Here is a 14619-nt window from a genome sequence, read left to right on the forward strand (position 1 = left end):
TGAAGCCTCAAAAAACAGGGCCGCCCCGAAGGGCGGCCCTGTTCTGCGTCGAGTATATCCGGTTTATCGAATTAAAGCGGCTGAGCAGCGCCGGTCGGTGACCCTGGCCCATACAGCTCTCGATGCAGGCCCATATAGAGGCTGCAACACATCAACAGCAGCACCACGGTAAACGGCAGTCCGGTAGCGACGGCACCGGCCTGAAGAGCGCTCATGGCCGTTGTGCCGCCACCGTAGAGCAGCACGCCGGCAATCGAGCCCTGCATGGTGGCCCAGAACACACGCTGGCCGCGGGGCGTATCGGTCTTGCCGCCGGCCGTAATGTTATCAATGACCAGCGAGCCCGAATCCGATGAGGTGATGAAAAACACCAGCACCAGAACAATGGCCAGAAACGAGGTCACACCGGACAGGGGAAGCTGCTCGAGCATGTGGAACATGGCAAGCGATACGTCATCGATACCGTTGGCCAGTTTGCCGATGTTGTTGGTGACCTGATAAAGCGCCAGTCCACCAAAGGTACTCATCCAGACCAGCGTGACCACGGTCGGGATCAGCAGTACGGCAATCAGGAATTCACGGACGGTGCGGCCTTTTGAAACGCGCGCGATAAACATGCCGACAAACGGGGACCAAGAGATCCACCATGCCCAGTAAAAGATGGTCCAGCCATGATACCAGGTGCCGTCATCGCGACCGATCCAGTTCGACAGCGGCAGGATATGGGTCGCGTAATCGACCGCCGTTTTGCCGATGCCGGCCAGTACGGTCAGGGTGGGTGCCACGGCAAGAACAAAGAGCAGTAGCAGGGCAGCAATGATCATATTGATGTTGGAGAAAAGCTTCACGCCGCCATCAATGCCACGCCATACCGAAATCAGGGTCAGCACGCTGACCACGATGATAATGGCCAGTTGTGTGCCCAGTGTGTTGGGGACATTGAAGAGATAGGCAAGCCCGCCGGCGGCCTGGGAGGCACCAAAGCCCAGCGAGGTGGCCAGACCAAAGACCGTGGCCAGAACGGCCAGAATGTCGATGATATGACCGGCCCAGCCACGGGTATGCTTGCCGAGAATAGGATAAAAGGCGGAGCGAAGCGTTAGCGGTAATCCGCGGTTGTAGGCAAAAAAGGCCAGTGACAATCCCACCACGGCGTAGATGGCCCAGGGGTGCAGACCCCAGTGGAACATGGTGGCACCCATGGCCGCACTGGCGCCTTCAGCCGTGCGAGCTGGTGCGTTGAGAGGCGTGCCGTACCAGTCCGTGTAGTAGGCCACGGGTTCGGCCACGCTCCAGAACATGAGACCGATCCCCATGCCGGCAGCAAAGAGCATGGCAAACCAGGACATGCGAGAATATTCGGGTCTGGCATTCTTGCCCCCCAGTCGAATGCGACCGACCGGCAGTACGATCAATGCCAGACAAAAGATCACGAAAACGTTGCCTGAAATCATGAAAAGCCAGTCGAAATGTTCAATCGACCAGCTCTTGGCCAGACCCAGCTGGGCGTTGGCCATGTCGGGATAGATCAGGGCATAGATAAGAAAGGCGAGAATGGCGGCGGCAGAAAGCGGAAAAACGGGATGGTGGAAATCCATGCCCATCATCTGCTTGTTGTCCTGGCCCGACGTCAGTAATGAATTACGATCATCCATACGCGGTCCTCTTTGTTCTTATGCAAAAGGTTATTGTGCAACCAGCCCCCTTTTTGGCTGTTACGCATTCTTTGTCTCCCCTCGAAAAGGCATTTATTTAAAAGCGACGCCAACGTATCCATTGCCGCTCGCATGAGCGCGCCATTCGTCTATTGCCTTTAATATCGATGCGTAGCGATTGATCAAAGGGCAACAACAAGAGGGCGTGAAGATGATGATTGTCGATCTGATTGATGGCGATGATTTTCGTATGCGGCTGGTGGCACTTGGCGTCCATATTCCCGAAGGTGCAGGGCCGGATACCTGTGCCCGCATGGCGCTGTGCAAGCATCGAGGAGAGGGTGTCGATGGCTTGAAGGAGCTGGTGGATGAACTGGTCAGCCGCTCGGATATCCTGCTCCCGTCGGTGCGACAGGCCATCGATCACTATCTGCTGCCGGCACTGAATGAGTCGAAGTAAGGTTTGAAACAACATAAAAAAGGGACTGGCACACGAGTCGTGGCCAGTCCCTTTAATGTTTTACCGCTCTTTCAAATGCTCCTGGGAGCAAGCGGTCTGATCGATCAACGTTTTACCGCTCTTTCAAATGCCCCTGGGAGCAAGCGGTCTGATCGATCAACCCTTGGCCAGGTGCAGTGCCGGAGCGTCGTATCCCAGATGGGTCAGCATGCGCTCGCCGTACCAGTTGACGAAGTCGATGACGCCGAACTCGTAGGTTTCGGAGTACGGGCCGGGCTGATACGCCTTCGAGTTGATACCGCGCTGGTTCTCTTCAGCCAGCTGACGATCCTGATCGTTGGTGGCATCCCAGACGTGGCGCAGGCGCTCGACGTCATAATCCTCGCCTTCAACCGCGTCCTTGTGGACCAGCCACTTGGTGGTGACCATGGTCTGCTGCGGACCGAGCGGCAGGACACGGAAGACCACGGCGTGATCACCCATGAAGTGGTTCCATGAGTTGGGCAGGTGCAGGATACGCAGCGAGCCCATATCGGGGCTGGTCAGACGGCCCATGAGCTTTTTGCAGCCCGGCTTGCCGTCCATGGTCATGGAGACCACGTTATCCAGCAGCGGGGTGCGGGTCAGACGGTTGCGCTTGCCGAAACGCTTGAGCTGCCAGGGCACCTGCTCGTTGTTCCAGTCAGCCTGCTTGCGAGTGACCAGATCCTTGTACTTGTCGGTGGCACGGGGGTCTTCCGTGTCATCGAATTCGATCAGTGAGTTGAGCAGCTCCGGGTGTGCGCCGTTGCAGTGATAGCACTCACGGTTGTTTTCGATGACCAGCTTCCAGTTGGCCTGTTCAACGATGGTGGTCTGCGTGGCCACCTTGACGTTGTCCATGTTGTACGGCTCGAGGTAGTGCTCGAGGGTGACCAGGAAGTCATCGATGACGGGCGGCTCTTCGCTCAGGTTGATGAAGATAAAGCCACCGGCAGTGCGCACATTGACCGGTTTGAGACCGAACTGATTGAGGTCGAAATCGACGCCCATGTCGCTGCCGGCAAACAGCAGGCGGCCATCAAGTTCGTAGGTCCACTGATGGTAGGGACAGACCAGTTTGGCAACCTTGCCCTTTTCCTTGGTGCACAGTCTCGAACCACGGTGACGGCAGACGTTGTGGAAGGCATGGACCACACCCTCGGCACCCCGGACGATGACGACCGGGTTGTTGCCGATCTCCAGCGTCATGAAGTTACCCTTGGCAGGGATCTCGCAGGTCATGCCGGCGAAGAGCCATTCCTTTTCGAATACCTCCTGCATGTCGAGCGCGAAAAAACGCGCGTCGTTATAAAACGGCTGGGGCAGGGAGTAGGTGGGGTTTCGGTTCTGAAGCAGGTCGGCCGCGGCCTGGCGGGCCTGGTTCAGAGGGTCATCCGGGCCATATGAAGCTGTCATGTCCATACCAAATATCCTTTTCATTGCCGCTGTTTGAGAGAAAGCGACAATACGGTTGAGCGGATGTTATTTGTTGTGTGAGACCTGGTATTCACGCATGTAAAACTGATCCATCTTGATTGATGGCGATTGTGGTATAAGGCCATGGATTTCGGTTGTCTACCCGCGACATGAAAGAGTGTCACGACGACCTTACAGGTCCGGGAAAGACCGAAAATGGGGGTGAAAGGTATGTGCGTGTCGCTGACAGACAAGCCTGGTGCGAGAGGCGTCACCAGAATGCCAGACTGAAAGGGTGTCGGACCGTGTCGTCAACACGGATCGGCGAGCGAATAGCTGCGGCACTGCCAGGCAGAGAATATCATGACAATGAACTACTTCAATCCGGTTACAACTCAGACCTGGACCAACGGCCGCCATGAGGTTCGCTGCGTCAAGATCATCCAGGAAACCTGGGATGTACGCACCTTCTGCTTCATGGCGGAACAGCCCGTACTGTTCTTCTTCAAGCCTGGTCAGTTCGTGACGCTTGAACTGGAGATCGAAGGCGAGCAGATCATGCGCTCCTATACGATCTCCAGCTCGCCCTCCATTCCCTACAGCTTCTCGATTACCGTCAAGCGTGTGCCGGGCGGCAAGGTCTCCAACTGGCTGCACGAAAACATGGAGGTCAACGACAAGATTGCCGTCCACGGTCCGGTCGGTAACTTCAACTCGATCGACTTCCCTGCCGACAAGGTGCTCTTTCTCTCCGGCGGTGTCGGCATCACGCCTTTGATGTCGATGACGCGCTGGTTTTTCGATACCAATGCCAGCGTTGATGTCGAATTCATTCACAGCGCCCGTGCCCCGCGCGATGTGATCTATCACCGTGAACTCGTGCACATGTTCTCGCGCATTCCCGAGTTCAAGCTGCACATCGTCTGTGAAAAGAAAGAGGATATCGGCGAGGCGTGGGCCGGCTATCGGGGCTTTTTGACCCAGCCCATGCTCGAGCTCATGGCGCCCGACTTTCTTGAGCGTGAAATATTTTGCTGCGGCCCCGTGCCCTACATGAATGCGATCAAGAACATCCTGCGTGCCAACAACTACGACATGGATCACTACCATGAAGAGCTGTTTGGTGCGACGCCGGCTGACGTGAAGGAAGAGGCGCTCGAGATGGCCGAGATGGCCGAGGAAGCTGCCGAAAACGTCGACGAGGCGGATCTGGTCACCGTCGAGTTTGCAACCTCCGGCAAGAGCGTCCAGGTTCAGCTGGGCGAGACGGTCCACAGTGCGGCGGCCCAGCTGGGTCTGCATATCCCCAAGGCCTGCGGTATGGGCATCTGCGGCACCTGTCGGGTCGAGCTCAAGTCAGGCGAAGTCGATATGGATCACAACGGCGGGATCACCGACGAGGACGTCGAAGAGGGTTATATTCTGTCGTGCTGCAGTCGCGTCAAGGGTGACCTGGTGGTGGACTTCTGATATCGAACCCTTCACGGGCGGCAATGTCTGGCCGCCCGTGTCGTTCGAGGCGACCCTGAAGCGGCGTTCGATGTATCGAGCGCCGTTTTTTTGATCGCGCGATCAGGGGCTGTCATTCATGCCGTCATCACGAAAGCATCCTGATCAAGGGGGCAGCCATCAAAAAACGCTCATGACCAATGGTCATGAGCGTTTTGGGTCATGCCTCTACCAGCGCATGGGACAGCTTGTGATCAGGCAGCGCCCAGCATGCCGTGCGGGTCGAGCACAAACTTGCTGGCCACGCCTGCGTCAAACTCCTCATAACCCTTCGGTGCATCTTCCAGCGTGATGATCTGTGCGTTGACGATCTCGGCAATGTTGAGACGTCCGTGCAGGATGGCCTGCATCAGCTGACGGTTGTACTGAACCACCGGCGTCTGGCCGGTATGGAAGGAGTGACCCTTCGCCCAGCCCAGACCAAAGCGCAGGCTCAGGCTGCCGGTCTGTGCGGCCTTCTCGGTCGCGCCCGGATCCTCGGTCACGTACAGGCCCGGAATGCCGATGGAGCCGCCTTCACGAGTAACTTCCATCATCTGGTTGAGCACGACAGCGGGCTGTTCCTTGCCGCCATGACCGACGGCTTCAAAACCGACGGCGTCGATGGCGCTGTCAACGCTCGGCTCGCCCACGACGGCGGCGATCATCTCGCCAAGACGATCATGCTTGTTCAGATCGATCGGCTCAAAGCCCATCTTTCGAGCATGCTCAAGACGCTTGTGATTGAAGTCACCGATCATGACCACGGCAGCACCCAGCAGGCGTGCGGACGCTGCGGCGGCCAGGCCGACCGGGCCGGCGCCGGCAACATAAACGGTAGAGCCTGCGCCCACGCCTGCTTTCAGCGCGCCGTGGAAACCGGTCGGTAGAATATCGCTGAGCATGGTCAGGTCGCGAATCTGGTTCAGTGCCTGATCGCGGTCCGGGAACTTAAGCAGGTTGAAATCAGCGTAGGGCACCATGACGTAGCGCGCCTGACCACCGACCCAGCCACCCATGTCGACATAGCCATAGGCGCCGCCGGCACGGTCATCATTGACGTGCAGACACAGGCCGGTGTGGCCTTCCTTGCAGGTCCGGCAGCGGCCGCAGGCCACGTTGAAGGGAACGGAAACGATATCGCCGATGTTGAGAAATTCGACGTCACTGCCCTTCTCGATAACCTCACCGGTGATCTCGTGACCCAGTACCATGCCGGTAGGGGCAGTGGTACGACCGCGTACCATGTGCTGGTCGGAACCACAGATGTTGGTGGAAACCACCTTCAGGATGACTCCGTGGTCGATGGGCTTGCCGTTGGGCGTTTCCATTTTCGGGTAGGCAATGTCCTGTACTTCAACCTTGCCCGGACCCATGTAAACCACGCCGCGATTGTCTGACATGCTAAATCTCCTGGTGCCATCACTTGCGTTTAAAGAAACCAGGCCAGTAGGGCGAATTGTGCACCTTGATGGTGCAAAAACGGCCAGAACGCATGCCTGGAAGTCTAGAGTGGAACAGGGACAAAAGGGAGAGTTATCCGTACGCGACGTTTGAGGATGGCTGGGCGACGTCGTTATCCCATGGTCTTATGCCTGTCGCACAGTGACAGCCATGTCGCAAATACACCAGGCAGTGACGTCGGCAAGCATTTCAGGGCAGGGGAGCAGCGATACCATCGCATCAGGATAGCGTGCGACATACCCCCCTGGCACTGCATTCGACTCATTCCCGGATAACAAACGACTTGATGATAAGGAGGCGTGATGCTTCATCATGGTTTCTCCCCCAGCGCAGAGCTGTCTGATTACGACACGGGCCTGGCCGAGGCGATCGCTGAAGAAACACAGCGACAGGAAGCGCATATCGAACTGATCGCTTCCGAAAACTATACCAGCCGCTACGTCATGCAGGCGCAGGGCTCGCAGCTGACCAACAAGTATGCCGAGGGTTATCCGGCGCGTCGTTACTACGGCGGCTGTGAATTTGTCGACAAGGTCGAGACCCTGGCCATCGAGCGTGCCTGTGAGCTGTTCGGCTGCCATTATGCCAACGTCCAGCCGCATTCCGGTGCTCAGGCCAATGCCGCCGTCTTCATGGCGCTGGTCAAGCCGGGCGATACCATCCTGGGCATGAGCCTGGCACACGGTGGCCACCTGACACACGGTGCTGCGCCGAACTTCTCCGGCAAATATTACAACGCCGTACAGTATGGCCTGAATCCTGAAACCGGCCAGATTGATTACGACGAAGTGGCCTCGCTCGCTCGTGAACACCAGCCCAAAATGATCATTGCCGGCTTTTCAGCCTATTCGCGCGTGATCGACTGGCAGCGTTTCCGCGAAATCGCCGATGAGGTTGGTGCCTATCTGATGGTCGATATGGCGCACATCGCCGGTCTGGTCGCCGCCGGTCTCTATCCGAGCCCGCTGCCCCACGCCCACGTGGTGACGACAACGACCCACAAGACCCTGCGTGGCCCACGCGGTGGCCTGATCCTGTCAGCCGACGCTGATGAGACGCTTTATAAAAAGCTCAACGGCGCGGTGTTCCCGGGTCAGCAGGGCGGCCCGCTCATGCACGTGATCGCCGCCAAGGCCGTGGCCTTCAAGGAAGCCATGACGTCGGAGTTTGCCGACTACCAGCGTCAGGTGATTGCCAATGCGCGTGCCATGGCCGGTGTCTTCATCAGCCGCGGCTTTGACGTGGTCTCCGGCGGCACCGATGACCATCTGTTTCTGGTGTCGCTGATCAAGCAGGGCGTGACCGGCAAGGATGCCGATGCCGCGCTCGAGCGTGCCTGCATCACCGTCAACAAGAATGCCGTCCCCAACGATCCGCAAAGCCCGTTTGTGACCTCGGGGCTGCGTATTGGCACGCCGGCCGTGACCACACGCGGATTCATGGAAGAGGACTGCCGCGAGCTGGCGTCCTGGATCTGCGACATTCTGGATGTGCTCGCAGAGCAGAAAAATACCGAAGCGGTCGAGACCGAGGTACGTGGCAAAGTGGAATCACTGTGTGCACGTCATCCGGTCTATGGCCAGAGCAACGACCGGGCGAATCAGCGACTCGAGAGTGAAGCCTCCGTAGTCTGAACACGGCCGACAGCAGGCTCCATCGGGGCCGACAAGGAGAAAGCTCATGCAACGTTATTCCGGCTTCGGTCTGGTTAAACACGCGTTCGGTCATCACGAAAACTGGGAGCGTCAGTGGCGCAACCCGGAACCCAAGAAGCGCTACGACGTCATTATCGTCGGTGGCGGCGGCCACGGGCTGGCCACGGCCTATTATCTGGCCAGGGAATTCGGCGTCAGAAACGTCGCCGTGATTGAAAAGGGCTGGCTGGGCGGTGGCAACACGGCGCGTAACACCACCATCGTGCGGTCAAACTATCTGTGGGACGAAGCGGGGCGGCTGTACAACCACTCGCTGGATCTGTGGAAGGGGCTGTCACAGGATCTCAACTACAACGTCATGTTCTCCCAGCGCGGCGTGCTCAACCTGGGCCACACCCTGCAGGACATGCGTGACATTCAGCGCCGCGTCAATGCCAACCGCCTCAACGGTATCGACAGTGAAGTGGTCACGCCGCAGCAGATCAAGGAGATCGAGCCCGAGCTCGACATCTCCAATCGGGCACGCTATCCGATCATGGGCGCTTCCTGGCAGAAAAGTGCCGGCGTGGCGCGTCACGATGCGGTCGCCTGGGGCTTTGCCCGCGGCGCCGACTCGCATGGCGTGGATCTGTTGCAGAACACCGAAGTGACCGGCTTCAAGATTCGTGATGGCAAGGTGCTGGGGGTCCACACCAACCGTGGCGACATCGAAGCCCATACGGTCGGCTGTGTGGCGGCCGGCAACTCGGGTGTGTTGGCGAAGATGGCCGGCATCAAGCTGCCGCTGGAGTCGCATCCGCTGCAGGCACTGGTCTCCGAGCCGCTCAAGCCGATTCTCAACACGGTCACCATGTCCAACCACGTTCACGGCTACGTGAGCCAGTCCGACAAGGGCGATCTGGTCATCGGTGCCGGCATCGACGGCTATCTCGGTTACGGTCAGCGCGGCAGCTACCCCACCATCGAGCACACCCTGCAGGCGATCGTCGAGATGTTCCCGATGTTCTCGCGGGTGCGCATGAACCGTCAGTGGGGCGGCATCGTGGATACCTGCCCGGATGCCTGTCCGATTCTGTCCAAGACGAAGGTCAAGGGACTGTATTTCAACTGCGGCTGGGGCACCGGCGGCTTCAAGGCCACCCCCGGTTCGGGACACGTGTTTGCGGCCAGTCTGGCGAAAGGCGAAATGCACCCGATCGCTGCGCCCTTTTCCATCGACCGTTTCCATACCGGTGCATTGATCGATGAACACGGCGCTGCCGGCGTGGCGCACTGAGGAGAGCCCGACATGTTTTATATCTTTTGCCCCTACTGCAAGGAGCACCGCGAGGAAGAGGAGTTTCATCCCCGCGGTCAGGCCCACCTCTTGCGCCCGGAAGATCCGGAAAATACCAGCGATGAAGAGTGGGGCGACTACCTGTTTTTCCGCGATAACCCGCGCGGCATTCACCACGAAATGTGGGTGCACTCGGTGGGCTGTCGCAAGTTTTTCAATATCACCCGTAACACGGTGACCTACGAGATCCTCGAGACCTATCCGATGGGCGAGCAGCCGACCATTACGGCGGATAGCCCCGAGATTCGTCACGAGCAGGGGGCTCAGGTGGCCGATGGCGGCTGGCAGACCGTCGGTGCCCGGCCCGAGAACAAGGCGCTCAACGAGGAGACCTCGTCATGACCCAGAGCAATCGACTTTCGGCAGGCGGGCGTATCGATCGCTCGCACGGTCTCGAGTTCACCTTCAATGGTCAGCGCTATCAGGGCTATGCCGGGGATACCCTGGCTTCTGCCCTGCTGGCCAACGGCGTGGATATCGTCAATCGCAGCTTCAAGTATTCCCGTGCCCGCGGCATCGTGGCTGCTGGCGCCGAAGAACCCAATGCCCTGGTGCAGCTGGGTGCGCGCAAGGATACCCAGGTGCCCAATGTGCGCGCCACGCAGCAGGCGCTCTATGACGGTCTGGTCGCGCGCAGCACCAACGGCTGGCCCAATGTCCAGCGTGACGTGATGAGCTGGGTCGGCAAGCTGGGCGGCAACTTCATGCCGCCGGGCTTCTACTACAAGACCTTCATGTCACCGGCCTCGATGTGGATGACCTACGAGAAGTACATCCGCATGGGGGCCGGTCTGGGCCGTGCCCCGACCGAATCCGATCCGGACATCTACGACCACATGCATCATCACTGTGATGTGCTGGTCATCGGCGCCGGCCCTGCCGGTCTGGCCGCCGCGCTGAGCGCCGCACGCGGCGGTGCCCGTGTCATGCTGTGCGATGAGCAGGAAGAGATGGGCGGCTCGTTGCTGGACAGCCGCGACACGCTGAATGGCGTCTCTCCCGTCTCCTGGATCGAGCAGACACTCAGTGAGCTCGCGTCCATGGAGACCGTCACGCTGCTGCCGCGCACGACCGCCAACGGTTATCACGATCACAACTTCGTCACGCTGCACGAGCGTCGTACCGAACATCTGGCCGACACTGCTGCTGATGCCGGCTTTCCGGGGCAGTCGCGTGCCCGTCTGCACCGCGTGCGTGCCACGCGGGTGGTGCTGGCCAGCGGCACTCATGAGCGCCCGGTGGTCTATGCCAACAACGACCTGCCCGGCAACATGGTCGCCGGCGCCGTGTCGACCTACATCCGTCGCTACGGCGTCATCCCCGGCAACAGCCTGGTACTCACCACCAGCAACGATCACGCCTATCGTGCGGCACTGGACTGGCAGGAAGCGGGTCGCAAGGTCGTGGCCATCGTGGATGCACGTTCCAATCCCGACGGTGATCTGGTGCGCCAGGCCCGTGACAGCGGCATTCGCGTCATCACCGGCAGCGCCGTGATCGAGGCGAAGGGCACCCAGCGCGTCAGCGGTGCTCGTGTTTCGGCCGTCGATTTGAACCACTTCGTGATCACCGGACGTATCGAGGAGCTTGAGTGCGACACCATCGCAAGCTCCGGCGGCTACAGCCCGGTAGTACATCTGGCCTCGCACACCGGCACGCGTCCGCAGTGGGATGACACGCTGCTGGGCTTTGTGCCCGGCGAGGTCAAGGGGCTGATTTCGGCCGGTGGTGTCGCCGGTCATTATGCGCTGAGCGAAACGCTGGCAGACGGCGTCCGTGCCGGCCGCCAGGCCGCCATCGACAGCGGCTTTGACGACGCCGAAGAGCTCAAGCTGCCGGAAGCCAGGGCGCGCCGCGAAGCACCGGCCTGTGCGCTCTATCAGGTACCGCACGAGAAGAAGGGCGCCCGCGCACCCAAGCAGTTCGTGGACATGCAAAACGATGTCACGGCGTCAGCCATCGAACTGGCCACGCGTGAAGGCTTTGAGTCCATCGAGCACGTCAAGCGCTACACCGCGCTGGGCTTTGGTACCGATCAGGGTAAGCTGGGCAACATCAACGGCATGGCCATTGCCGCGCGCTGCCTGGGCCGCTCGATTCCTGAAGTCGGCACCACGGTCTTTCGTCCCAACTACACGCCGATCACCTTCGGGGCGATCGTGGGACGCCATTGCGGCGAGCTTTTCGACCCCAAACGCTACACCGCACTGCATCAGTGGCATGTCGAGCATGGCGCCGAGTTCGAGGACGTCGGCCTGTGGAAGCGCCCCTGGTATTTCCCGCGCAATGCCAACGGCAAGAAGGAGAGCATGCACGAGGCCGTGGCCCGTGAATGTCTCGCCGTTCGTCAGGGTGTGGGTATCCTGGATGCCTCGACGCTGGGCAAGATCGACATTCAGGGTCCGGATGCCCGTGAATTCCTGGGGCGCGTCTACACCAACAAGTGGGCCAAACTGGCGCCGGGCCGCGTTCGTTACGGCCTGATGTGCAAGGACGACGGCATGCTGATGGACGACGGTACCACCAGCTGCCTGGGCGATAACCACTTCCTGATGACTACCACTACCGGTGGGGCCGCGGGCGTACTGGAGTGGCTGGAGCTGTGGCACCAGACCGAATGGCCGGAGCTGCAGGTCTACTTCAACTCGGTCACCGACCACTGGGCCACCATGACCGTGACCGGGCCGGACGCGCGCAAGCTGATGTCGGAAGTCACCGACATTGACCTTGACCGCGAAAAGTTCAAGTTCATGGACTGGAAGGAAGGCAACGTGGCCGGTGTCCCGGCACGCGTGTTCCGTATCTCGTTCACCGGGGAGCTGGCCTATGAGATCAACGTCCAGGCCAACTATGCCATGCAGGTCTGGAAGACCCTGTTCGAGCACGGCGAGAAGTACAACCTGACGCCCTACGGTACGGAAACGATGCACGTCCTGCGCGCCGAGAAGGGCCTGATCATCGTGGGTCAGGACACTGACGGCTCGGTGACTCCGGAAGATCTGGGCATGCAGTGGGCGATCGGTTACGACAAGCCGTTCCACTGGATCGGCAAGCGTGCCCTGAGCCGTCCGGATACCATGCGAGGTGACCGCAAGCAGCTGGTCGGCCTCAAGCCGAAGGACCCGAGCGTCGTGCTGGAAGAGGGCGCCCAGATCGTGCTCGATCCCAACGAGTCGATCCCCATGACCATGATGGGACACGTCACCTCGAGCTATTACAGCCCGTCGCTTGAAGGCAGCTTTGCGCTGGCCGTGCTGAAAAACGGGCGCGAGCGCATGGGAGAAACGGTCTATCTGCCCATGTCCGACGGCAAGGTGCACGAGGCTGAAGTCGTCAGCACCGTCTTTATCGACCCCAAGGGAGAGCGCCAGAATGTCTGACGTCAAGGAATTCGAGACCCGTCCGGCCGACGATTCGAAGGCGGAGTCACCGCTGGCCTGGTCGCTGCACGAGCAGAAGTCGCTGCCGCACGCCTCCAATCCGGGCGTGATCCTCAGCGAAAAGCCCTTCATGGGGCAGCTGATCCTGCGCGGCGGTGCCATCGTCATGGACGAGGCGGTGCGCGAGGTGATGAACATGGCTCTGCCGGCGCGGCCGCTGGCGCTGGTCACCGATGACAGCGGCGAGCGCTCGATCCAGTGGCTGTCGCCTGATGAGTGGCTGGTGATCGTGCCCGGCGGTGAAGAGTTCGAGCTGGAGCAGAAGCTGCGCCAGTCGCTGGGCCAGGCCCACTTCAGCATCGTCAACGTCAGCGGCGGTCAGACCGTCCTGTCACTGAAGGGGAAAAACTCGCGTGATGTATTGATGAAATCCATTTCCTACGACGTGCACTCAGAGGCGTTCCCGGTCGGCAAGGGGGTTTCCACGGTCTTTGCCAAGGCAACGGTCATCCTGCGCCGGCCCGAAGAGGATGGCTGGGAGCTGGTGATTCGCCGAAGCTTTGCCGACTACTGCTATCGCTGGCTGCTGGACGCTTCAAGAGAGTACGGCGTCAGCGTCACACGCTAGGCTCTGCTCAAGGGCCGGGGGCAGACGCTCCCGGCCCTTTTTTCATCTTTTCTGTCGCCCCCGGGCTCTATTGAAAACGACAAGAGAAATGCCATGACCCGAACCGTCGATACCTGGATTCTTGCGGCACAGTGTCCCAGCCTGCTGGGCACCGTCGATGTCGTCACGCGCTTTCTCAGGGAGCAGCGCTGCTACATCACCGAACTCAGTTCCTTTGACGATCGCTTGAACGAAGGGTTTTTCATTCGGGCCGAGTTTCGCCCGCTGGAGGACGGCTTCAGCAGCGAGACCTTCGAGAAGGACTTTGGCGAGCGCGCGCGGGAATTCGACATGTCGTTTGAACTGACACCGCCGAACAAGCGCACAAGGGTCGTGATCATGGTCTCAAAGGCCGACCATTGCCTGAACGATCTGCTGTATCGCTACCGCACCCATCAGCTGCCGATGGAGATCTGTGCCGTCGTCTCCAACCATCCCGACCTGGAGCCGCTGGCCCAGTGGCACGGCCTGCCCTGGTATCATCTGCCGGTCACCCCGGAGACCCGCGAACAGCAGGAGCAGCAGATTCTCGACATCATCGAGCGCACCGATGCCGAACTTGTAATACTGGCGCGCTACATGCAGGTGCTGTCGGCGCACATGTGTGATGTGCTGGCCGGACGCGCGATCAATATTCACCATTCCCTGCTGCCCGGTTTCAAGGGTGCCAGACCCTACCATCAGGCCTACGAGAAGGGCGTCAAACTGGTGGGTGCCACGGCGCACTACATCAACAACGACCTTGATGAAGGCCCCATCATCGCCCAGGGGGTCGAGACGGTGGATCACGCCCACTATCCCGAGGATCTGGTGGCAAAGGGGCGTGATATCGAGTGCCTGACGCTGTCACGCGCGATCGGCTATCACCTCGAGCGCCGCGTGTTTCTTTATTCAGGCCGCACGGTCGTGCTCGGCCACTGATGCTTCTGCGGCCTTGGCTCAGGGCCGCTTTTTAACAGGTCTTTGAGGCTTTCTTCCGGGATTTTCCGGGCGCAGGCCTCGCTCAGGTCACGTTCCCTTTGAGCCTTCTCTTGCCGGTTCCAAAGCGCCAACCGCGCAATTTTGCCCGCTTTTCTT

The 14619-nt window shown here is 59.8% G+C and carries 11 protein-coding genes; 8 read left to right on the plus strand and 3 right to left on the minus strand.

Annotated features, from left to right (window positions below):
- Positions 1-71: 71 nt before the first annotated feature.
- The gene (locus tag B9G99_RS08120; RefSeq protein ID WP_086621598.1) at positions 72-1655 is read right to left on the minus strand and encodes a BCCT family transporter; all 1584 of its coding nucleotides are present in this window, start codon (positions 1653-1655) and stop codon (positions 72-74) included.
- Between the two features lie 211 nt (positions 1656-1866).
- Between B9G99_RS08120 and B9G99_RS08125 the strand changes: the two genes are divergently transcribed.
- Complete coding sequence (locus tag B9G99_RS08125) at positions 1867-2115, plus strand: hypothetical protein (protein WP_086621599.1); 249 nt, start codon at positions 1867-1869, stop codon at positions 2113-2115.
- Between the two features lie 156 nt (positions 2116-2271).
- Here B9G99_RS08125 and B9G99_RS08130 read toward each other — a convergent pair whose 3' ends face one another.
- Positions 2272-3558 carry an aromatic ring-hydroxylating oxygenase subunit alpha gene (locus B9G99_RS08130; protein WP_086621600.1) on the minus strand — a complete coding sequence of 429 codons (1287 nt, stop codon included), beginning with the start codon at positions 3556-3558 and terminating at the stop codon, positions 2272-2274.
- Between the two features lie 357 nt (positions 3559-3915).
- Here B9G99_RS08130 and B9G99_RS08135 point away from each other — a divergent pair, with 357 nt between their 5' ends.
- Complete coding sequence (locus tag B9G99_RS08135; protein WP_086621601.1) at positions 3916-5022, plus strand: FAD-binding oxidoreductase; 1107 nt, start codon at positions 3916-3918, stop codon at positions 5020-5022.
- Between the two features lie 233 nt (positions 5023-5255).
- Here the strand turns inward: B9G99_RS08135 and fdhA are convergent, their stop codons facing one another.
- Positions 5256-6443, minus strand: coding sequence for a formaldehyde dehydrogenase, glutathione-independent (gene fdhA, locus B9G99_RS08140; RefSeq protein ID WP_086621602.1), 1188 nt, complete (start codon positions 6441-6443; stop codon positions 5256-5258).
- 363 nt (positions 6444-6806) lie between these two features.
- Between fdhA and glyA the strand changes: the two genes are divergently transcribed.
- The 6 genes from glyA to purU all read left to right on the plus strand — a co-directional run bounded on the left by glyA (position 6807) and on the right by purU (position 14463).
- Positions 6807-8138 (plus strand): serine hydroxymethyltransferase, encoded by a 1332-nt coding sequence (glyA, locus tag B9G99_RS08145; RefSeq protein ID WP_086621603.1) that lies wholly within the window; start codon positions 6807-6809, stop codon positions 8136-8138.
- Positions 8139-8184: 46 nt separating this feature from the next.
- Positions 8185-9435: a sarcosine oxidase subunit beta family protein gene (locus tag B9G99_RS08150; protein ID WP_086621269.1), complete on the plus strand. Its 1251-nt coding sequence runs from the start codon at positions 8185-8187 to the stop codon at positions 9433-9435.
- 12 nt (positions 9436-9447) lie between these two features.
- Positions 9448-9837 carry a sarcosine oxidase subunit delta gene (locus B9G99_RS08155; protein ID WP_086621270.1) on the plus strand — a complete coding sequence of 130 codons (390 nt, stop codon included), beginning with the start codon at positions 9448-9450 and terminating at the stop codon, positions 9835-9837.
- On the plus strand, positions 9834-12875 hold the full coding sequence (locus tag B9G99_RS08160; RefSeq protein WP_086621271.1) for a sarcosine oxidase subunit alpha family protein: 3042 nt from the start codon (positions 9834-9836) through the stop codon (positions 12873-12875). Before B9G99_RS08155 ends, B9G99_RS08160 begins: the two co-directional genes overlap by 4 nt.
- Positions 12868-13503, plus strand: a complete 636-nt coding sequence (locus B9G99_RS08165; protein WP_086621272.1) for a sarcosine oxidase subunit gamma — start codon at positions 12868-12870, stop codon at positions 13501-13503. The genes B9G99_RS08160 and B9G99_RS08165 overlap by 8 nt, the downstream gene beginning before the upstream one ends.
- Before the next feature lie 93 nt (positions 13504-13596).
- Positions 13597-14463, plus strand: coding sequence for a formyltetrahydrofolate deformylase (gene purU, locus B9G99_RS08170; protein ID WP_086621604.1), 867 nt, complete (start codon positions 13597-13599; stop codon positions 14461-14463).
- The last annotated feature ends 156 nt before the right edge of the window (positions 14464-14619 follow it).

The organism is Kushneria konosiri (assembly GCF_002155145.1).
Classification (GTDB): domain Bacteria; phylum Pseudomonadota; class Gammaproteobacteria; order Pseudomonadales; family Halomonadaceae; genus Kushneria; species Kushneria konosiri.

Bases quoted from the DNA above. Each gene is read 5' to 3' on its own strand.
- B9G99_RS08120 (WP_086621598.1), bottom strand. From the start codon at position 1,655: ATGGATGATCGTAATTCATTACTGACGTCGGGCCAGGACAACAAGCAG.
- B9G99_RS08125 (WP_086621599.1), top strand. From the start codon at position 1,867: ATGATGATTGTCGATCTGATTGATGGCGATGATTTTCGTATGCGGCTG.
- B9G99_RS08130 (WP_086621600.1), bottom strand. From the start codon at position 3,558: ATGGACATGACAGCTTCATATGGCCCGGATGACCCTCTGAACCAGGCC.
- B9G99_RS08135 (WP_086621601.1), top strand. From the start codon at position 3,916: ATGACAATGAACTACTTCAATCCGGTTACAACTCAGACCTGGACCAAC.
- fdhA (WP_086621602.1), bottom strand. From the start codon at position 6,443: ATGTCAGACAATCGCGGCGTGGTTTACATGGGTCCGGGCAAGGTTGAA.
- glyA (WP_086621603.1), top strand. From the start codon at position 6,807: ATGCTTCATCATGGTTTCTCCCCCAGCGCAGAGCTGTCTGATTACGAC.
- B9G99_RS08150 (WP_086621269.1), top strand. From the start codon at position 8,185: ATGCAACGTTATTCCGGCTTCGGTCTGGTTAAACACGCGTTCGGTCAT.
- B9G99_RS08155 (WP_086621270.1), top strand. From the start codon at position 9,448: ATGTTTTATATCTTTTGCCCCTACTGCAAGGAGCACCGCGAGGAAGAG.
- B9G99_RS08160 (WP_086621271.1), top strand. From the start codon at position 9,834: ATGACCCAGAGCAATCGACTTTCGGCAGGCGGGCGTATCGATCGCTCG.
- B9G99_RS08165 (WP_086621272.1), top strand. From the start codon at position 12,868: ATGTCTGACGTCAAGGAATTCGAGACCCGTCCGGCCGACGATTCGAAG.
- purU (WP_086621604.1), top strand. From the start codon at position 13,597: ATGACCCGAACCGTCGATACCTGGATTCTTGCGGCACAGTGTCCCAGC.